Origin of the sequence: Salinicola rhizosphaerae, assembly GCF_014652715.1 — a bacterium.
Taxonomy (GTDB): domain Bacteria; phylum Pseudomonadota; class Gammaproteobacteria; order Pseudomonadales; family Halomonadaceae; genus Salinicola; species Salinicola rhizosphaerae.
The window spans coordinates 81522-101117 of the sequence record NZ_BMZI01000004.1 but is presented as its reverse complement, the minus strand read 5'-3'; the positions used below and the strand labels follow the sequence as shown (position 1 = coordinate 101117).

At 62.6% G+C, this 19596-nt stretch carries 19 protein-coding genes; 7 read left to right on the top strand and 12 right to left on the bottom strand.

Annotation, left to right across the window (positions count from 1 at the left end; genetic code table 11):
* Positions 1-64: 64 nt before the first annotated feature.
* The 5 genes from IE125_RS09235 to ald form a co-directional block, all read right to left on the bottom strand.
* Entirely contained in the window at positions 65-1747 is a 1683-nt protein-coding gene (locus IE125_RS09235) for an NAD-dependent malic enzyme (RefSeq protein WP_189444382.1), read from the bottom strand.
* 311 nt (positions 1748-2058) lie between these two features.
* Positions 2059-3273, bottom strand: a complete 1215-nt coding sequence (locus IE125_RS09230; protein ID WP_189444381.1) for a YeeE/YedE family protein — start codon at positions 3271-3273, stop codon at positions 2059-2061.
* A gap of 330 nt (positions 3274-3603) precedes the next feature.
* Complete coding sequence (locus IE125_RS09225; protein WP_189444380.1) at positions 3604-4617, bottom strand: tryptophan--tRNA ligase; 1014 nt, start codon at positions 4615-4617, stop codon at positions 3604-3606.
* A 110-nt stretch (positions 4618-4727) separates the two neighbouring features.
* Complete coding sequence (locus IE125_RS09220; RefSeq protein WP_189444379.1) at positions 4728-5093, bottom strand: hypothetical protein; 366 nt, start codon at positions 5091-5093, stop codon at positions 4728-4730.
* Between the two features lie 324 nt (positions 5094-5417).
* Positions 5418-6536 carry an alanine dehydrogenase gene (gene ald / locus IE125_RS09215; RefSeq protein ID WP_189444378.1) on the bottom strand — a complete coding sequence of 373 codons (1119 nt, stop codon included), beginning with the start codon at positions 6534-6536 and terminating at the stop codon, positions 5418-5420.
* 365 nt (positions 6537-6901) lie between these two features.
* Here ald and IE125_RS09210 point away from each other — a divergent pair, with 365 nt between their 5' ends.
* From IE125_RS09210 to IE125_RS09200, 3 genes are all read left to right on the top strand, one after another.
* Positions 6902-8293, top strand: coding sequence for an amidase (locus IE125_RS09210; protein ID WP_189444377.1), 1392 nt, complete (start codon positions 6902-6904; stop codon positions 8291-8293).
* Between the two features lie 76 nt (positions 8294-8369).
* Positions 8370-8645, top strand: a complete 276-nt coding sequence (locus tag IE125_RS09205) for a hypothetical protein (RefSeq protein ID WP_189444376.1) — start codon at positions 8370-8372, stop codon at positions 8643-8645.
* Positions 8638-10149: a sodium:solute symporter family protein gene (locus IE125_RS09200; protein WP_189444375.1), complete on the top strand. Its 1512-nt coding sequence runs from the start codon at positions 8638-8640 to the stop codon at positions 10147-10149. Before IE125_RS09205 ends, IE125_RS09200 begins: the two co-directional genes overlap by 8 nt.
* 23 nt (positions 10150-10172) lie before the next feature.
* Here the strand turns inward: IE125_RS09200 and IE125_RS09195 are convergent, their stop codons facing one another.
* The 7 genes from IE125_RS09195 to radC form a co-directional block, all read right to left on the bottom strand.
* A complete protein-coding gene (locus IE125_RS09195) occupies positions 10173-10616 on the bottom strand; it encodes an acyl-CoA thioesterase (RefSeq protein WP_189444374.1) in 444 nt (147 codons plus the stop codon).
* 116 nt (positions 10617-10732) lie between these two features.
* Positions 10733-11071, bottom strand: a complete 339-nt coding sequence (locus tag IE125_RS09190; protein ID WP_189444373.1) for a putative signal transducing protein — start codon at positions 11069-11071, stop codon at positions 10733-10735.
* 168 nt (positions 11072-11239) lie between these two features.
* Positions 11240-12430, bottom strand: coding sequence for a class I SAM-dependent rRNA methyltransferase (locus IE125_RS09185; protein ID WP_189444372.1), 1191 nt, complete (start codon positions 12428-12430; stop codon positions 11240-11242).
* 125 nt (positions 12431-12555) lie between these two features.
* Positions 12556-13371: a bifunctional DNA-formamidopyrimidine glycosylase/DNA-(apurinic or apyrimidinic site) lyase gene (mutM, locus tag IE125_RS09180; RefSeq protein ID WP_189444371.1), complete on the bottom strand. Its 816-nt coding sequence runs from the start codon at positions 13369-13371 to the stop codon at positions 12556-12558.
* Positions 13372-13536: 165 nt separating this feature from the next.
* Positions 13537-13692 carry a 50S ribosomal protein L33 gene (gene rpmG / locus IE125_RS09175; protein WP_035472447.1) on the bottom strand — a complete coding sequence of 52 codons (156 nt, stop codon included), beginning with the start codon at positions 13690-13692 and terminating at the stop codon, positions 13537-13539.
* 11 nt (positions 13693-13703) lie between these two features.
* Positions 13704-13940 carry a 50S ribosomal protein L28 gene (rpmB, locus tag IE125_RS09170; protein ID WP_189444370.1) on the bottom strand — a complete coding sequence of 79 codons (237 nt, stop codon included), beginning with the start codon at positions 13938-13940 and terminating at the stop codon, positions 13704-13706.
* 515 nt (positions 13941-14455) lie between these two features.
* Positions 14456-15130 carry a RadC family protein gene (radC, locus tag IE125_RS09165; protein ID WP_189444369.1) on the bottom strand — a complete coding sequence of 225 codons (675 nt, stop codon included), beginning with the start codon at positions 15128-15130 and terminating at the stop codon, positions 14456-14458.
* A 249-nt stretch (positions 15131-15379) separates the two neighbouring features.
* On the opposite strand from radC, the gene IE125_RS09160 reads away from it, so the two are divergent.
* The 4 genes from IE125_RS09160 (at position 15380) to IE125_RS09145 (ending at position 19557) form a co-directional block, all read left to right on the top strand.
* On the top strand, positions 15380-16081 hold the full coding sequence (locus IE125_RS09160; protein WP_189444368.1) for a GntR family transcriptional regulator: 702 nt from the start codon (positions 15380-15382) through the stop codon (positions 16079-16081).
* Positions 16082-16109: 28 nt separating this feature from the next.
* Complete coding sequence (gene manD / locus IE125_RS09155) at positions 16110-17321, top strand: D-mannonate dehydratase ManD (protein WP_189444367.1); 1212 nt, start codon at positions 16110-16112, stop codon at positions 17319-17321.
* A 76-nt stretch (positions 17322-17397) separates the two neighbouring features.
* Positions 17398-18420 (top strand): Zn-dependent oxidoreductase, encoded by a 1023-nt coding sequence (locus tag IE125_RS09150; protein ID WP_189444366.1) that lies wholly within the window; start codon positions 17398-17400, stop codon positions 18418-18420.
* 156 nt (positions 18421-18576) lie between these two features.
* The gene (locus IE125_RS09145; RefSeq protein ID WP_189444365.1) at positions 18577-19557 is read left to right on the top strand and encodes a TRAP transporter substrate-binding protein; all 981 of its coding nucleotides are present in this window, start codon (positions 18577-18579) and stop codon (positions 19555-19557) included.
* Positions 19558-19596 lie beyond the last annotated feature (39 nt).

Here is a 19596-nt window from a genome sequence, read left to right as displayed (position 1 = left end):
ACTTGCTGTAGACGGCGCTTGCCTGTTTAGCGCCCCGTAGCCGGCGCTATCGCCGCCCGCACGCTCAGATAGAACGCCGACGATACTGCCGGTAGCGCGGATACCAGAAATGCCGCTGGATCGCCTCCCACAGCACGTCTTCGCTCGAGGAGAGTGCAACCCCGTCTTCCTGCGCCTGCTTGCCAACGGCGAGAGCAATCTGCTGGCTGATTTCACGGATATCGCTTAGCGCCGGCAACAGCGCCCCCTCGCCGGTCTTGACGATCGGCGCGGCGTCGGCGAGCGCGTTGGAGGCCGCCATCAGCATGTTGTCGGTAACGCGATTGGCGTTCGCCGCGATCACGCCGAGGCCGATGCCGGGGAAGATATAGGAGTTGTTGCACTGGGCGATCGGGATCTCGCGGCCGTCGATCTCGACCGGCTTGAACGGGCTGCCGGTCGCGACCATCGCCTGGCCGTTCGTCCAGTTCAGCACATCCTCCGGCGTCGCTTCGACCTTGGAGGTCGGGTTGGAGAGCGGCATGACCAGCGGATTCTCGCAGTGCGCATTGAGCGTCCTGATCACCTCTTCGGTGAAGAGGCCGCGCTGACCGGACACACCGATCAGAATGGTCGGCCTGGCATTACGCACTACATCAATCAGCGTACGCGCATCGCCGTCGAAGCCAAGCGAGGCCGGATCGTGCGCGAGCCGCTGCTGGAAACCGTGCAAACCGCCCATATCGGTGGTCAGCAGGCCATCCTTGTCGACCATGAAGATGCGCTGGCGCGCCTCGGCTTCGGAGAGCCCTTCCCGCGTCATCGCGACCACGATTTGCTCGGCGATGCCGCAGCCAGCGGAGCCGGCCCCGGCGAAAGTAATGGTCTGCTCGCTCAGCTTGGCGCTCTTCGCCTTGCAGGAAGCCAGCAGCGTCGCCACGACGACGGAAGCCGTACCCTGGATGTCGTCGTTGAAGCAGCACAGCTCGTCGCGGTAGCGCTCGAGCAGTGGCATGGCGTTGGCCAGCGCAAAGTCCTCGAACTGCAGCAGCACGTTGGGCCAGCGACGCTGCAACGCCTCCATGAAGAGCGTGATGAACTCGGCATACTCGTCCGGCGAGACGCGCTTGTGACGCCACCCCATGTACATCGGATCGTCGAGCAGTTTCTGGTTGTTGGTGCCCACGTCGAGCGTGATCGGCAGTGTGTAAGCCGGGCTGATCCCGCCGCAGGCTGTATAGAGCGAGAGTTTGCCGATCGGTATGCCCATGCCGCCGATGCCCTGATCACCCAGGCCGAGGATTCGCTCGCCGTCGGTCACCACGATCACGCGGACCTTGTCCTTGGTCGCACTGCGCAGAATATCGTCCATCCGATGACGGTCGGGATAAGCGATGAAAAGCCCGCGATGATTGCGATAGATGTTGGAGAACTCTTCGCAGGCTTCACCGACCGTCGGCGTGTAGATGATCGGCAGCATCTCCTCGAGATGCTCTTCCAGCAGACGAAAGAACAGCGTCTCGTTGTCGTCCTGAATGCCACGCAGATAGATGTGCTTGTCGAGGTTGGTCTGACACAGCGTGTACTGATGATAGGCGCGCTCGGTCTGCTCCTCGATGCTCTCGACGTTTTGCGGCAGCAGTCCCACCAGATTGAATTCGATGCGCTCGTCGGACGTGAAGGCGCTTCCCTTGTTGAGCAGCGGCATCTCCAGAAGCGACGGGCCAGCGTAGGGAATATAGAGCGGACGTTTGGCGTGATCGGTCATGAATCGACTCTCGTGGTAACCAGCGAATCAAAGGCACCCGTCGAACCGGCGAAGGCGGCATCCGCTGCTGTCGGTCCGTGATGGCGCATTGTCATTGGCGTCCGCACGTGACGGCGGCGCCGGCGCGCGACCAGCCCTGGCTGATCGTGGGGCGAACAGTATGCCATTTTGTCGCACCCGGTGGCATGTCATCGGGTCGAGCCCCTTACGCCAATGGTCTGATGCCTCTCACCCGATGGTATGAAAGGCGTTGATCATTACCACGAAAAAGCCCCGCCGGAGCGGGGCTTCAGGCCAGCGTTCAACGTGGCTCAGCAGCTGGCGGCGGCGGGCTTGGCCGGCCCCGGGAAGAAGAGTGGACGCAGCTTGACACCGAACATGTTGCCGGCGAAAGCCGCAACCAGCCACAGCCAGCCGTGAAGACTGCCGGACGCGATACCGCTGAAGTAGGCGCCGATGTTGCAGCCAAACGCCAGACGCGCGCCGTAGCCGAGGAAAAGCCCGCCAATGACCGCTGCCGCCACCGAACGCATCGGAATGCGGAAGTTCGGCGCGAAACGCCCGGCCAGCGAGGCGGCCAGCCCAGCGCCGAGAATGATGCCGATGTTCATTACCGTGGTGACGTCGCTGAAGATGCTGCTATTCAGAGAAGCGGCACGGCCCGGATTCTGCCAGTACCCCCAGGCGGTCACATCGCCCCCGACGGCCTGAAAGACCTTGGCGCCCCAGAGCGCAAACGCCGAGGTAATCCCCCAAGGCCGACCGGCCAACGAAAGCGTCAGGAAATTGAGAATCGCCAGACCAATGGCACCCGCCAGCAGCGGCCAGGGTCCAGTCAACCAGCGCGCCGGACCGTGCGGCACGTGGGCGGCCTGCTCCAGCTGACCATGACGACGTTTTTCCATGACGACCGTCAGCACGGCAATCGCCGCGAACAGGACCAGGCTGGCAGCGATTCCCCCACCGGTGCCGAACAGGTCGATCATCGACGTCGGCTGGAATGCCGGCAGACTCTGCCACCACGCGAAGTGGGCGGTACCGATCACCGAGCCGACGATGAAGAAGAGAAGCGTAATGACCATTCGTGCATTGCCGCCACCCACCGTAAACAGCGTGCCTGATGCACAACCGCCGCCGAGCTGCATGCCGAGACCGAACAGAAATGCCCCGACGATGACCGACACGCCGATCGGCGAGACGAAACCGTGCACCGGATGACCGAAGAGCGTTCCCGATCCTAGCGCGGGGAAGAACAGCACCACCGCTAGCGCCAGCATCACCATCTGCGCACGCAGGCCGCGCCCCCGCCGCTCGGTGATGAAAACACGCCAGGCCGAGGTGAAACCGAACGAGGCGTGATACAGCACGATGCCCAGTCCACCGCCGACCAGCATCAGCCATCCCTGGTTGCCGCCAAAGGTCAGACCAACAGCAAGCGACCCAACCACAAGTAGTAGCGCGGCAATCCACGCTTTGGGCGACAGGCGCCCGACACCGGGCGGCGCCGTTTTCGTTAAAGTCGTCATAAACGGAACCCTTTTTTAGACCAAAATCGAATGGACGATACTTTAGTCTTTTACTCGGGAATTCGAAAACGACAAAATAATCTGTGAATAGACGCTTTTGTTATATATGAATTGGCGGAAGCTGCGAGCTGCAAAAGTCAGGGTAGGGTTTCGCTGATGCCAATCGCCAGTGACAAATATCGCTGGCGATTATTCAGGTTGGCTTGTCGCGACCCGAAGTTGTCGCTCGTCGCTCGTCGCTCGTGGCTCGTGGCTCGTGGCTCGTGGCTCGTGGCTCGTGGCTCGTGGCTCGTGGCTCGTGGCTCGTGGCTCGTGGCTCGTGGCTATAGCCTACTGAAACCGACCCAGGCCGACGGCAACACGCAGCCTGTCCATCAGCGCATTCGCCTCTTCGCGGGCGCGTTCGGCGCCTTTCACCAGCACCTGCTCGATATGGGCCGGATCGTTCATCAGCGCCTCATAGCGCTCGCGAGGCTCGCGCAGGTGGGCATTCAGGTACTCGAACACCTCGTTCTTGGCGTCGCCCCAGCCGATGCCGCCTTCATAGCGGCGGCGCATGTCCGCGCTCTCCTCCGCCGTCGCGAAGGCAGAGTAGATCTGGAACAGCGTGCAGGTATCGGCATCCTTGGGCTCGCCGGGCTCGAGCGAGTTGGTCTTGATCTTGCGCACCAGCTTCTGAAGCTTCTTCTCGCTGACGAACAGCGGAATCGTGTTGTCGTAGCTCTTGGACATCTTGCGCCCGTCGAGCCCTCGCAGCACTTCGACCCTCTCGTCGACGATCGCTTCCGGCAGCGTGAAGTAGTCACCCTTGTAGATGTGGTTGAAGCGTCCCGCCATATCGCGAGCCATCTCGATATGCTGGATCTGATCGCGCCCCACCGGCACCTTGTGGGCGTTGAACATAAGGATATCGGCGGCCATCAGCACCGGATAGCCGAACAGCCCCATGGTGATACCGCGGTCCGGATCGGGGACGCCGTTCTCCTCGTTGTCCGCCACGGCTGCCTTGTAGGCGTGCGCGCGATTCATCAACCCCTTGGCGCAGACGCACGAGAGCAGCCAGGTCAGCTCCGGAATCTCGTGAATGTCCGATTGGCGATAGAAGATGGCGTTGTCGGTATCCAGCCCCAGCGCCAGCCAGGTCGCGGCGATCTCGAGTCGCGACTGCTGCACCCGCTGCGGGTCCTGCGCTTTGATCAGCGCATGCAGGTCGGCGAGAAAGTAGTAGGACTGAACGTCCGGGTTCTGGCTCTCGGCAATCGCCGGCTTGATCGCGCCGACGTAATTGCCCAGATGCGGCGTACCCGTGGTGGTGATACCGGTAAGAACGCGTCGCTGGCTCATGGACTCTTCGAAATCGTCTGGGGAAATGGCGGTGAGATAAAGTGCGGGCAGTTTACCCTGCCGCCACCGCTATCGCGACCTCGATACCACGCCGAAGGTGCCACGCGAGGTCAGATCTGCTCGAAGCACAGCGATGTGATTCGCCACTCGCCCGCCATCAGAATCCACATTTCGAAGTACCGATAGCGGCCAACAGCATCTCCCTGCAGCGTCACCGACGCCTCACCTTTCACTGTCAGCCAGTCGCTGCCATGATCTCGAGCCTCGATGACGTCGTCGATTTCCGCGAGCGCTAAACCATGGTTCATCCCTGCCCTTAGTGCATCGAGCTGCTGTTGCTTCGACGTCAATCGTCCGCCGCATTTTGCAAAGAAGAAAGGTGCTTCAACGCACTCCAGGAAATCACTGTCGCCTTGATAATAGGCTTTCACCCAGCGATGCCGGAGATCATCCACTGCCTGCCAGTTCGTTGCCATATCATGCCACCTCTTGTTGTTGTGAAACTCTGGCTGTCATGAAGCCTTGATTGTCATGGAGACTGGGCTACTGCGACGCTCTGATGATTGTCGAGCCTTTAAGGTTTTTGACGTAACAGCCGCGAGGAACCGGATGACGTCATTGGGCAGTACCAGGTCAACCTTCTCAGCGGCGGCATCTCGCGGGAAGCGTCGCGACGGATTTCTCGACGAGTTCTGCGGTTTTTCAATATCCGCCGTTCACGACAAACCGGCCACTCCCGCGAAGCCAATCGCGGGACACGGCCGGTATCATGACGCCATTCGGTAAAAGTTCCGCTTCGGTCAGTCAGCCAGAACCTGAGCAGGCGTGACGGTGCCAATGCCGAACGCCTCGCCCACGGCGGAGTAGGTGAGCTGACCGGCGTGGACGTTGAGGCCGGCACGGAAATGCGCGTCCTCCGCGAGAGCCTGTTTCCAGCCCTTGTCGGCAAGCGCCAGCACGAAAGGCAGCGTGGCGTTGGTCAGCGCCTGCGTGGAGGTCCGCGCCACGGCACCGGGCATGTTGGCAACGCAGTAGTGAACGATGCCGTCGACGAGATAGCTCGGCTCGGCGTGCGTCGTGGCCCTGCTGGTTTCGAAGCAGCCGCCTTGATCGATGGCGACATCGACCAGCACGCTGCCCGGTTTCATGTCAGCGAGCATCGCACGCGTGATCAGCTTGGGCGCCGCGGCGCCAGGCACCAGCACGGCACCGATGATCATGTCGGATTCCCGCACGGCGGCATCGAGCGTCTCGCGCGTCGAGTAGACGGTGCGGATCTGTCCCTGATAGCGGTGATCGAGCACCTCGAGACGCGCCAGGGACTTGTCGAGAATCGTCACTTCGGCGCCCAGGCCCAGCGCCATGCGCGCGGCGTTCTCGCCGACCACGCCACCACCGATCACGGTGACCTTGGCTGGCGCCACCCCTGGAACGCCCGGTAGCAGGATGCCCGCGCCGCCCTGCGCCTTCTCGAGGCTATGCGCACCGGCCTGCACCGCCATGCGGCCGGCAACACGACTCATCGGGGCGAGCAGCGGTAGCCCGCCGAAAGCGTCGGTGATCGTCTCGTAGGCGATGCAGGTAGCGCCGCTTTCGATGAGCCCACGGGTTAGCCGCTCTTCGGCAGCCAGATGCAGATAGGTGAAAAGCGTCTGCTCGGGTCGCAGGCGCGCGACCTCTTCGGCCTGCGGCTCCTTGACCTTGAGAATCAGTTCGGTGCCGGCCCAGACCGCCGCCACGTCCGCCATCACCTCGGCTCCCGCCTCGCGATAGGCGTCATCGGTATAGCCCGAGCCGATACCCGCGTCGGACTCCACGCACACCAGATGACCGCGCGTGACGAGCTCGCGCACGCCACCGGGCGTCAGCGCCACGCGATATTCGTGATTCTTGATCTCTCTCGGTACGCCGATACGCATGTCGTCTACCTCACTCGCCGATTGTCACTGGGTTCGAGCGGATTACAGCACAGCCAAACTGCCGACGGGACAGGCCATGAAAAAAGACGATAAAACGCTAAAAATCGCCGAATTGCAGATTATTTTACCGAGATGATGCCAATAAAAAGTTTCTTTATCCAACCAAGCTTCTTTGCTCTCCCGACCTTGGACTTTCGTCTGGTCATCACCTGCCCGTTCGTTTCAAACTAGGCGCGTACCCGCGGCGTCCCATAGGCCATATCCATCGTCAGCGGCTCGACGGGTACCGGATCGATCGCGGGAGCGCTCATGGGCGTTCCACTGCGCCTGCGACAACAACAACTTTGCATCGAGGTCGCCACACCATGGAACCGCTCGACTGCTCCGCCACCGAGCTTCTTGCCGCCTTTCGCGACGCCACTTTCACGCCCACCGACTATGCCGAGGCACTGGTGGCGCACATCCAGGCCTGGGAACCCCATATCAACGCGCTTTACGCGTTCGATGAAACGACGCTGCTCGAAGGCGCGGCGCTGTCTACCGAGCGCTGGCGGCGCGGCGCACCGCACGGCCCGCTCGACGGCATCCCGGTCACGGTCAAGGAACTCATCGCCACCGAAGGCACGCCGATTCCTCAGGGGACGGTGGTCACCGAGCTGACGCCGGCGCCGACGGATGCCCCGCCGTCCGCTCGCCTGAGGGAAGATCGCGCGCTGATCTTCGCCAAGACCACTTGCCCCGACTTCGGCATGATGTCCTCGGGCGTCTCGACCTTTCACGGGCTGACGCGCAACCCGTGGCGGCTCGATACTAACCCCGGTGGCTCGAGTTCCGGCGCCGGCGCCGCAGCGGCGGCCGGTCTCGGCCCGCTGCACGTGGGTACGGATATCGGTGGCTCGGTGCGGCTGCCGGCGGCCTGGTGCGGGCTGGTCGGCTTCAAGCCGACGCTTGGCCGCATTCCCATCGATCCCTGTTACACCGGTCGTTGTGCCGGGCCCATGACGCGCAGCGTCGAAGACGCCGCATTGATGATGGCAACGCTTGCCCGCAGCGACCGGCGCGACCCGACCCGGCTGCCGCCGAGCACCATCGACTGGCGAGACCTGTCGATCGACCTGCGAGGGCTCACTCTCGGGGTGATGCTCGATGCCGGCTGCGGCATGACGGTCGAACCGCAGATTCTCGCGGCGGTCGAGGCCGCCGCCGCCGCGTTCGAACGCGCCGGGGCGAAGCTCGTGCCCGTTGCGCCGGTGATGACACGGGCGATGCTCGACGGCCTCGATAATTTCTGGCGCGCCCGCCAGTGGAAGACGTTGATGGCACTATCGGCGGCCGAGCGCGAGCGCGTTTTCCCGATGATCACCCAGTGGGCCGCTCGCGGCGCCGAGTTGAGTGCCGTCGACGCCGTTCACGGCTTCGAGCAGACCTTTGCCATGCGGCGCTCGACCGAAGCCGCATTCGACGCGGTCGATGCAATACTCTCGCCGACCACGCCGCTTTACAGTTTTCCCGCCGAATACGGCCACCCTTCGAACGACCCGGAGCATCCATTCGAGCATCTCGGGTTCACGCTGCCTTGGAACATGGGAGAACAGCCGGCGCTGTCGATCAACGCCGGCTTCAGCCACGATGGTCTGCCCATCGGCGTGCAACTGGTCGGCCCGCGGTTCGAGGATCAACGGGTGCTGCAGCTCGCCTATGCCCTCGAGCAGTGGCGCGGACCGATTCGCCACTGGCCAACGCCGCCATCGCGCTGAACTGACATAACTTTCGCCATCAACTTATGCAACTACCGCCATCGGTATTTCGACGACAAGAGACAGGAATCCATCGATGAATCACCGCCTGATCGTCCCCGCCACCAAAGCCGGCAAAACGATGCTCGTGCTGTTCGTGGCAGTGATTCTGGCCGGCGTGTGGCCCGTCGTGCTGCTCGCCAACCAGGCTGCGCTGCTGCTTGGTCTGCCGCTGATCGCGGCCTGGTCGTGTCTGATCATTCTGGCCTCGAGCGGCGTGATGCTGCTGGCGAACCGCCTGCTGCCGCTGCCCGACACGATCACCCGCGCTCACGAACCGGATTCGCAGACGCAGGAGACGAGCAATGAGTGATCCCGTACCATTTTTGATGACGCTGGCCTACGTCGCCATCGCGCTCTGGTTGGGCATCCGTGCCCGCGGCAGCTATCGCATGGACAGCCTGGAGCAGTGGGGTGTGGCCGGGCGCAGCATGGGCCCGCTGGTGATGTATCTGCTGATGGGCGCCGGCAGCATCAGCGCCTACACGTTCATGGGCGCACCAGGGTGGGCCTGGAGCAAGGGCGTGCCGGTCTTCTACGTGGTCATCTATCTCTGCTATCTGGCGCTGATCGCCTGGTACTGCGGCCCACGCGTGTGGGCCTTCGGTGCCCGGCTCGGCCACGTGACCCAGGCGCAGGCGGTGGCGGATCGCTTCGAGAGCCCGCTGCTGGGGGCGCTGACTTCGCTGGTGATGTCGATCGGCGCTCTCGCCTACGCCATTCTGCAGACGATCGGCGCCGCGTACATTCTCAACGTGATGAGCGGCGGCGCGCTGCCGTTCGCACTCAATGTCTGGCTGGTGCTGGGTACCATCTCGATCTATCTGTTCATCAGCGGGCAACGCGCCATCGGCGTGACCAACGCCTTCCAGGGCGGACTCATGCTGGTCGTCGCCTGGGTCATCGGGCTGTGGGCGGCCCACCAGATGACCGGCGATTGGTGGTTCGGCGGTGTCTTCGAGCGCGTGCGCGAAACGCGCCCGGATTTTCTGACACTGCCCGGCGGGCTTGGCGACATGAGCTTCGCCTTCTGGACGTCGTCGATCATCGTTTCGATGTTCTCGTTCCAGCAGCCGGTCTGGCTGCAGTGGATGAGCGCCGACTCCGCGCAGAGCATCCGCCGCAGCGCCAGCTGGCTGCCGACGTACTACCTCGTCATTCTGCCGATGGTGGTGGTCGGCTTCATCGGTATTTTCACCCTGCCGAACCTGGAACGCGCCGATACCGTCGCCCTCGAACTCGCTTTCCAGCAGATGCCATCGGTACTCGTCGGCCTGCTCGGCGCGGGCACGCTGGCTGCCGCCATGTCCTCGAGCGAACCCTACATTCATGGCACGGCACTGACCTGGACCCGAGACGTGATCCGCCCGCTGCTGCGTCTTTCGGAACGGCGCACCGGGCAGCTCGCGCGCTACATGATCTTCCCGATCATGATCGGCATCGTCGGGCCCGTTTCGATGATCAATCCGGGCAATCTGATCATGATCCTGCTGGTTGGCCTGGGCTTCGCCTCGCAGATGTTGCCGGCGTTCATTGGCCTCTTTGTCTGGCCGCGAGCGACCCGAACGGGCGTGCTGTGCGGCCTGACGGCGGGTTTCGTGGTAACGGCGCTGTTCACCGTGGTGTGGTCCAATCCGCTAGGCGTGCACGCCGGCGCCTGGGGCTTGATGATCAATCTACCGCTGTTCGTGATCGTCTCGCGCCTGACCCGTCCGGCGAGTGCGACGACGCTCGCCCGCTTTCAGGACATCGTCGCGCCGGGCCGACCAGGGCCGGCATCAACGCGAACCGACGCCAACCTCATTGCCGATGCATGACATGACCGCCGGTCGACGCGCTATCAGGCGTCGACCGGCACGCAGGCACTGCCATAGACATCGACGAAGCGGGCCGGCATGCGCTTGGGGCGACCGCTGGAAAGCTCGATGCAGGCAAACCGGGTTTGGGCGCGCAGCAGCGTGCGCGAGGTGGCAGCGTCGATCAGCTGAAATCGACGGGTGAGCGTCAGTCGACCGTCACAGGCGACGATCCAGGTTGCCAGCGTGAGGTGATCCCCCTCGAAGGCCGGCGCCAGGTAGTCGAGCTCGTGCCGGTGCACGACCATGCCGCGATCGAGCGCGCGGTAGTCGTCGAGGGTCAGCCCAAGGTGACGCGAGTGATCCCAGCTGGCGCGTTCGTTCCAGCGCAGATACTCGGCGTTGTTGACGTGCCCGTAATGATCGATGCTCGAACGCTCGACGGTGAACTCGAGCAGGAACGGATCGCGGTAATCCCAGTTCGTCATTCGCTCCTCCCTGCGATGCTCGAGGGCTACACACTCCAGGGTTACACACTCCAGGGTTACACACTCAAGGATTACGCACTCGAGGGTTACGCACTCCAGGATTACACTAGGGCGCGCTATCGCCGCGCGGGATCGTCCTGTCTCACGAAGCCGCACTGCCAACAGGTATCGAACACGCCATCCAGTCGCTCACCGCACTGCGGGCAAACCCAGGCTGGCGGCGTTATCGTCGGCCCATCCAGCGCCTCGCGCACCAGCGCGGCGGCCCACTCCCGGTGCCGGCTCTCGACCCAGACCTCAGCCTCGCACTGATCGAGTGGCAGCTCGCCGGCGCCGCCAGCAAGCGTCATGTTGCGCAGGTCGGCGGCAATGCCAGCGCTGGCGAGCACATTGTGAACATGACTCACCAGCAAGACATTCGGATGACGAAAGACGCACTGCTCCTCGGACGACATCGCTACCCCGCCTGTCGACGCTCAGGAAACGCTGAAAAAATCGACGAGCGAGATGAAGCGCAAGGCGCATGGAACACAGAACACGAGACATAACATGGGGTTAGGCGAGTGTTCGAGTACCACGCAACGCAGCGATTCGCTAGCGCAGGCATTTGTGCAGCGTTTCCTTCAGTTGCGGAAGACACGAACGCCGAGGGCCTTCAGATAGGCCGTTTCGGGAATCGCCGGATGGATCGGGTGATCGCCCGACTGCCCGCCACGGTAAAGAACCTGACCGTGACGGTCCTGATGGCGCACCGCGCCGCGTACGCTCTCGATCAGGCGCTCCTCGGCGAGGTGCATCGAGCAGGACGCCGACATCAACAGTCCGTCACGTCTCAGCAGACGCATCGCCTCGCGGTTGAGACGCGCATAGGCGCGTTCGCCGTTGGGGATATCCTTTCGCTTCTTGATGAACGCCGGCGGATCGGCGATCACCACATCGAAACGCTCTCCCTCAGCACGCAGGGCCGTCAGCGCCTCGAAGACATCACCATGACCGACTGCCACCTGCTCGTGCAGTCCGTTGAGTGCCGCGTTTTCCGCCACCCGCTCCAGCGCGATCTCGGAGGCGTCGATACAGAGCACCTCGCTGGCGCCGTGAGCTGCCGCCTGAATGCCCCAGCCGCCGACGTAGCTGAACAGATCGAGCACGCGCTTGCCGGCCACCAGACCGTTGAGCCAGGCCCGATTGGCGCGATGATCGTAGAACCAGCCTGTCTTCTGACCGTCGAGCACGGGTGCCAGAAAACGAACGCCGTTCTCTTCCAGCAGCACTTCGTCGGGCAGTTCGCCATGAACCACCCCGACCTCGGACTCGAGCTGTTCGAGTCGACGGCCGCTGGAGTCGTTCTTGAACACGATCGCCTGTGGAGACAGCACTTTGTCCAGCGCCGCGATCACCTCGTCGCGCACCTGCTCCATACCGAGCGTATTGAGCTGTACCACCAGCACGTCGCCGAAGCGATCGACGATCAGTCCCGGCAGCAGGTCGCCCTCACCGTGGACCAGCCGGTAGAACGGCTTGGCAAAAAGCCGTTCACGCAAGGCCAGCGCCTGGTTGAAGCGGTGAACGAGCAGCGAGCGATCCAGCCTGACATCGGCATCACGCGACACGACCCGTGCACAGATCAGCGAATGCGGATTGACGTAGGCAACGCCGAGCGGCTTACCGCTGGCCGCTTCGATCACGGCCTGAGCCCCCGGCTCGAGGCCTTTGAGCGGGGTCGCCTGAATATCGATCTCGTTGGAATAAAGCCACAGATGGCCGGCCTTGAGGCGGCGATCGGCATTCTTCTTGAGGCGCAGGGTCTGGGTCACGGGTGGCTCCATAGCGAATGCGTTGACATGTGGGGGCTCGCGGCGCGCATTTTAAGGAAACCGCGCCGGATTGCCTACGTAAACCACGACGCTCGGCGGGTAGATCACGGACCTTGGCGCGTGGCTCACGTCTGGCAGAGCGGACAGAAGACGCTGGCACGCTGTCCGAGCGTCACCGAGCGAAGCTCGTGGCCGCAGCGTCGGCAGGGCTCGCCGGCCCGGCCATAGACATTGAGACGCTGGGCGAAATAGCCCGGTTCGCCGGTACCGCTGACGAAATCTCGAAGCGTGGTGCCCCCTTGGGTAATAGCCGCCGCCAGCACCTCACGGATAGCTGCCGCGAGCCGGTCGTAGCGTTCGCGGGAAATACGTCCCGCCGCGCGGCGAGGGTCGATGCCCGCCAGAAATAGCGCTTCGCTGGCATAGATATTGCCGACGCCGACCACGACCGCATTGTCCATGAGGAACGGTTTGACTGCAGCTCGACGCCCGCGGGAAAGCTGGTGAAGGCGCTCACCGTCGAAGGCGTCGGAGAGCGGCTCCGGGCCCAGCCGGGAAAGCCGGATATCTTCTCCGGCGCCACCCGCCAGCCAGTCGACGAAGCCGAATCGCCGAGGGTCGTGGTAGCGCAGGATATGGCCCCCCGCGAATACGACATCCACGTGATCGTGTTTCCTGGGCTGATCGCCTATCTGCGCGATACGTAGACTGCCGGACATTCCGAGATGCCACAGCAGCGTGCGCTCGCCGATAGGGAGCAGCAGGTACTTCGAACGTCGACCGATCTCCCCCAGCGTTGCGCCGATCAGCGAGGATTCGAGATCCGCCGGCACCGGCACACGCAGGCCGCGATGACGCACGATCACCTCGACGATTTCGCGCCCCTCGGTATAGGGCGCGATACCGCGGCGCGTGGTTTCGACTTCGGGAAGTTCAGGCATGAGGGTTCCTTGAGAACTCGGTCGCATCGCGCCGGCAGGTCGCGGTCGTACCGGCGCGCTCTTAAACGCTAAGCCCCGCCAAACGCAAAGCCCGTTAAACGTAAAGCCCCGTTAAACGCAAAGACCCGGCCGAAGCCGGGTCTTGGACCTACAGGAACCCCCAGATCACTTGATCTTGGCTTCCTTGTAGATGACGTGCTTGCGAACGACCGGATCGTACTTCTTGAATTCGAGCTTGTCCGGCGTATTACGCTTGTTCTTGGCGGTGGTGTAGAAGTGGCCGGTACCGGCACTGGACACCAACTTGATCTTGTCACGCATGTTGCTGCTCCTTAAACGCTAGCGCCGTTCTTGCGGATATCGCTCAGCACCGCTTCGATGCCTTTCTTGTCGATGATACGCATGCCCTTGGAAGAGATGCGCAGCTTGACGAAACGCTTCTCGGACTCGACCCAGAAACGGTGCGTGTGCAGGTTCGGGACGAAACGACGACGCGTCTTGCGCTGAGAGTGCGAGACGTTATTACCAGTCACCGGACGCTTACCGGTAACCTGACAAACTTGGGACATGGAAGCCTCCGACCACTGGCGGGTTGGGTTGTTCGTTCATCTTGGACAGAACGTCGCGAAATCGTGGTGAATTTCGGCTGACGCTTGCGCTTTCGGCTTCTGCCCTGATTCAAAGGGCGTACTTTATACCAGACCCCCTCCCACCCCGCAACCGAGAGCGCGGATTAATCCTGGCGGAAGGGCGTGTTTTGACCGCTGTGCAGCCTTTGTCATGATCGATACAAGGTCGCTTCGCGAGCAAAGCTCGCTCCCACAAACTGCCGCCCCCGCTCGGTCTACCAATGAGACCAACGTTCACCCATTCGTCGTGGAAGTGAATTCTGCTCGGAATGCGGAATGTATCGTGCAGTCGTTTTCATGATCGACGCAAAGTCGCTTCGCGAGCAAAGCTCGCTCCCACAAGCTGCCGACCCAACTCGGTCTACCAATGAGAGTAACGTTCACCCATTCGTCTTTGGAGTGAGCATCGCGAGCGAGTGAAGGCAAGGAGTCAAAATCCTGTAAACCTTCTGCCCTCAAAGCCAGCCGCGCTCGGCAAAGGAGATCACCTCTCCATCGCCGACCACGAAATGGTCCAGCACGCGAATATCGAAAAGCCCGAGCGCCTGACGCAGCCGCTCGGTGATGCGCCGGTCGGCATCGCTCGGTTCGGCCACGCCGGAGGGATGATTGTGGGCGAAGATGACCGCGCCGGCGTTGTGGGAAAGCGCCCGGCGCGCCACTTCTCGAGGGTAGACGGAGGCGTTGTCGAGCGTTCCCTCGGAAAGGATGTCGAATCGGATGACCCGGTGCTGAGTGTCGAGAAAGAGCGCGGCGAAGGCCTCGTGGTCGAGATGGCGAAGCTGAGCGCTGAGAAACCGTCGAACCAGGGTCGGCGAGGTCAGCGCCGCTTCTCGCTCCAGCAGGCTGCCAAGATGACGTCGGGATAGCTCGAGCGTTGCCTGAAGTTGAACGAACTTGGCTTCCCCCAGCCCGTGCTCGGCACAAAAGCGCTGCCGATCCGCTTCCAGCAACTGACGTAGACCGCCGAATCCACTCAACAGATCCCTCGCCAGATCGACCGCCGAGCGCCCCTTGACGCCGACACGCAGAAAGATCGCCAACAGCTCGGCATCGGAAAGCGCCGATGCGCCCAAAGACAGCAGTTTCTCTCGTGGCCGCTCACCCTCCGGCCAGTCACGTATTCCCATCGATGCTTGCTCCCGGACCCGGTCGACACCAAAGCCTCTTGTTCTTGTTTACCCGGCGCCATCCTCTTGCGGCTGGCGCGCCCGTCGCTCGTGGCTTGCGTCTATCCCAACCCGAAATCGGCGCGGTCGTAGCCAGTGATTCTCATCGGCAGGATCTTGTAAAACTGTTACCGGAGCTCATCCCAAAGTTGAATCGCCAAATCCGCTGGCGTCACTACCATACTAGTCAGACAAGAGAGAGCGAATGCCGTGGCCACCACACTACAGACACTCTGGAACGCCTCTAATGCCAGCCATGTTCGCCAGCGCCTTTACGACGTATTGCGGCACGCAATCATTCGGCTGGCACTGGCGCCAGGTCAGGCGCTGTCGGAGAAAGAGATTGCCGACACCTTCAACGTCAGCCGTCAGCCGGTGAGAGAAGCCTTCATTCGCCTCTCGGAGGCGGGTCTAGTCGAAGTTCGTCCACAGCGTGGCACCTTCGTGGTCAAGATTTCGCCACAGGCGGTTTACAGCGCCCGCTTCGTCCGCGAGGCGATCGAGGTCGCCGTCGCCAAATCCGCCGCCGAGGAGGGCCTGTCTCGTCGCGGTCTGGACGAGTTGTTCGAACTGGTCGAGCGCCAGAGACGCAGCATCGGCGGAGGCGATTACGACCGTTTCTACGTCCTCGATGAAGAGTTCCATCAGACGCTCTCGCGCGAGGCGGGCCACGAATCGGCGTGGCGCTTCACCGAAGAGGTAAAGGCGCATTTCGATCGTGTGCGGTACATCAGCGTGCCCGACGGAACACCGCTGGAGACGTTGACCGAGCAGCATGGGCAGATCGTCGAGGCGATTGCCGCGCGTGACCCGGTCAGCGCCGAACGCGCCGTCAAGACACACCTGCGCGAGCTGCTGACATCGCTTCCCCGCCTGATCGAGCGCTTTCCCGATCTGTTCGATACCCATTGAACCGCCGTTATCCGTAGCCGGAGATCCCATGAAAATCATCGACGCCCGCGTCATCGTCACCTGCCCCGGACGCAATTTCGTCACCCTCAAGCTGATCACCGATTCCGGTCTCTACGGCATCGGCGATGCCACGCTCAACGGCCGCGAGCTTGCGGTGTCGAGCTACCTCGAGGAGCACGTCGTGCCGGCGCTGATCGGCCGTGACGCCAGCCGGATCGAGGATACCTGGCAGTATCTCTATCGCGGTGCCTACTGGCGCCGAGGCCCGGTCACCATGAGCGCGATCAGCGCCGTGGATATGGCGCTATGGGATATCAAGGCCAAGGCGGCTCAGATGCCGCTCTACCAACTGCTCGGCGGCAAGAGCCGTGAACGCGTCATGACCTATGCCCACTGCACCGGCAAGGACATCGACAGCTGTCTCGAAGAGGTCGCTCGCCACGTGGAGCTCGGCTACAAGGCGGTGCGTGTACAGGCCGGCATTCCGGGTATCAAGACCATCTACGGCGTGGCCAAGCACGAGGGCGAGCGCTACGAGCCGGCGGATGCCGACATTCCGGCGGAGCATGTCTGGAGTACCGAAAAGTATCTCAATCACGTGCCGCAGCTCTTCGCCGCCGTGCGCGAACGCTTCGGACACGACCTGCATCTGCTGCACGATGTCCATCATCGGCTGACACCGATCGAGGCTGCGCGGCTGGGCAAGGCGGTCGAGCCCTATCACCTGTTCTGGCTCGAGGACTGCGTGCCGGCCGAGAATCAGGAGAGCCTGCGCCTGATCCGCGAGCACACCACGACGCCGCTCGCCATCGGCGAGGTCTTCAACTCGATCCACGACTGCCGCGAGATGATCCAGAACCAGTGGATCGACTATATCCGCACCCCGCTCACCCATGGCGGCGGCATCACCCATGTGCGCCGCATCGCCGATTTCGCCTCGCTCTATCACGTGCGGACCGGCTTCCATGGCCCGACCGATCTATCGCCGGTGTGTCTCGGCGCTGCCGTTCATTTCGATACCTGGGTGCCGAATTTCGGTGTGCAGGAGCACATGCCCCACGACGCGCTGACGGACAGCGTCTTCCCGCACGACTACCGCTTCGAGGATGGCCATTTCCTGGTCGGCGAGTCTCCCGGGCACGGCGTGGACATCGATGAGGAAGCCGCCGCGAAGTATCCGTTCAAACGCGCCAGCCTGCCGGTCAACCGTCTCGAGGACGGCACGCTCTGGCACTGGTAAGACAGGTACACGAATACATCAGCGATCGGTAGAGATCGGCGGCGGCCCGTCGCGACACGTCGAGGAGACAGAATTCATGCAAGCATTTCAGGTCAAGGCTGCCCACGACTTCGAAGTCAACGAACAGCCCGCTCCCGAGGCCGCCGCTGGCGAAGTGGTCATCGATGTCGCCTTCGCCGGCATCTGTGGTTCGGACATGCACATCATCCACGGTGATAACGCCTTCGTGCGGTTCCCGCGTATCACCGGCCACGAGTTCGCCGGGGTGATACGCGCCGTCGGCGAGGGCGTCGATGCCGCGCGTGTCGAAGAGCGGGTCTGTATCGACCCGGTGGTCAATTGCGGCAAATGCTATCCCTGCCGCATCGGTCGTCCGAACGTTTGCAGCGCAATGAACGTGATCGGCGTTCACCGCAATGGCGGGTTTGCCGAACAGGTCGCCGTGCCGGCAGCCAATGCCTACCGCATCCCCGAAGCCCTCGATCTCGATGCCGCAGCGCTCATCGAGCCCTACTCGATTGCCGCCAACGTACTCTCGCGCATGGCACCTCTACCGGGTGACCGCCTGCTGGTGATCGGTGCCGGCGTCATCGGTCTGACCGTGCTGCAGATGGCCCGCGCCATGGGCATCGAAGAGATCATCGTCACCGATATTCTCGACGAGCGCCTGGCGACCGCCCGCGAGCTGGGTGCGAGCCATACCATCAACGGTCGTGACGAGGATCTCGAGCGTGCCGTGCTGGCCGCCACCGACGGCGAGGGCATCCCGCTGATCGCCGATGCTGCCTGCGTACCCTCGATGTTACCCGGCATGCTGCGTATGGCCTGCCCGGCCGGACGCATCGGTCTGCTTGGCTTCAGCGCGACGCCCAGCGATCTGATCCAGCTCGAGGTGATCAAGAAGGAGCTGACGCTGATCGGCTCACGACTCAATAACCGCAAGTTTCCCGAGGTGATCGCCCATATCGAGACGGGACGGCTCGACCCCAAGGCGCTGATCAGTCATCGCGTCGCCTTGCGCGAAATGCCCGAGGCCATCGATCTGCTCGATAACCATCCGGAAAAGGCGCGCAAGGTGCTGGTACGCATCGGCAGCTGACGCCAAGGCTCGTGTCGCCGCGTTCGGTACGCCGCATCGGTGACACGCACTCCCATAACAACGACGAACGACACTGGGTCGAGAGCACTGCGCGAGGTCCGCGACAGCCCTCACACCAGCCCTCACGACAGGCCCCAAAGCCAGGAGATTCACGCCATGTTTTCACTCCCCCTGAAGCAGTTGCTGGCTGGCGCCGCGATCGGCGCCACTCTGCTCGGAAGCCAGGCGGTCTTCGCCGCCGATTACACGCTCAAGTTCGGCCATCTGGCCAATGAGCAGAACATCTGGAACAAGGCAGCGCTCAAGTTCAAGGATCTGGTCGAGACCAACTCCGACGGCCGCATCGAGGTCCAGGTCTTTCCCAACGAGCAGCTCGGCAGCGAAATGGATGTCATCAACAGCATCCAGCTGGGTACCGCCGACATGACCATCACCGGCGAGAGCCTGCAGAACTGGGCACCGAAAGCCGCGATGATGGCCGTACCCTATCTGTTTCGCGACGAGGACCACCTGCGCAAGACGGTCGAAGGGAGCGTGGGCAAGGAGATCGAGAAGCAGATCACCGAACGCACCGGACTGGTGCCCATCGCCTGGTTCGAGCGGGGGCCTCGCGAGCTGACGTCCAACCGCCCGATCAAGACGCCGGACGACCTCGACGGACTGCGCATCCGCGTGCCTAACGTGCCGCTCTTCGTGGACACCTGGGAAGCGCTCGGCGCGCGACCGACCCCGATGGCCTTCAGCGAAGTGTTCACTTCGCTGCAGCAGAACACCATCGAAGCCCAGGAGAACCCGCTCAGCCTGATCGAGAGCGCGAGCTTCGACGAGGTGCAGAAGTATGTCGACATGACCGATCACGTGCGCAGCTGGATCTACGTGGTGATCGGCAAGCAGAAACTCGAGTCGATGCCGGATGACCTGCAGCAGGTCGTACGCGATGCGGCCAGTCAGATGCAGTCCTACGAAGAGGACCTGTTCGTCAAGGATCAGCAGCGTCTGGAGCAAGCGCTCAAGGACAAGGGCATGACCTTCGTCGATGTCGATCAGAAAGCCTTCGCCGATAAGGCAGAGCCTGCCGTGCTCGACTCCCTGAGCGACGAGCAACGCAAACTCTATCAAGAGATTCAGGGCCTCTGAGCCAATCGGCATTCGAGCCAGGCGCATCCGGTTCGGTCG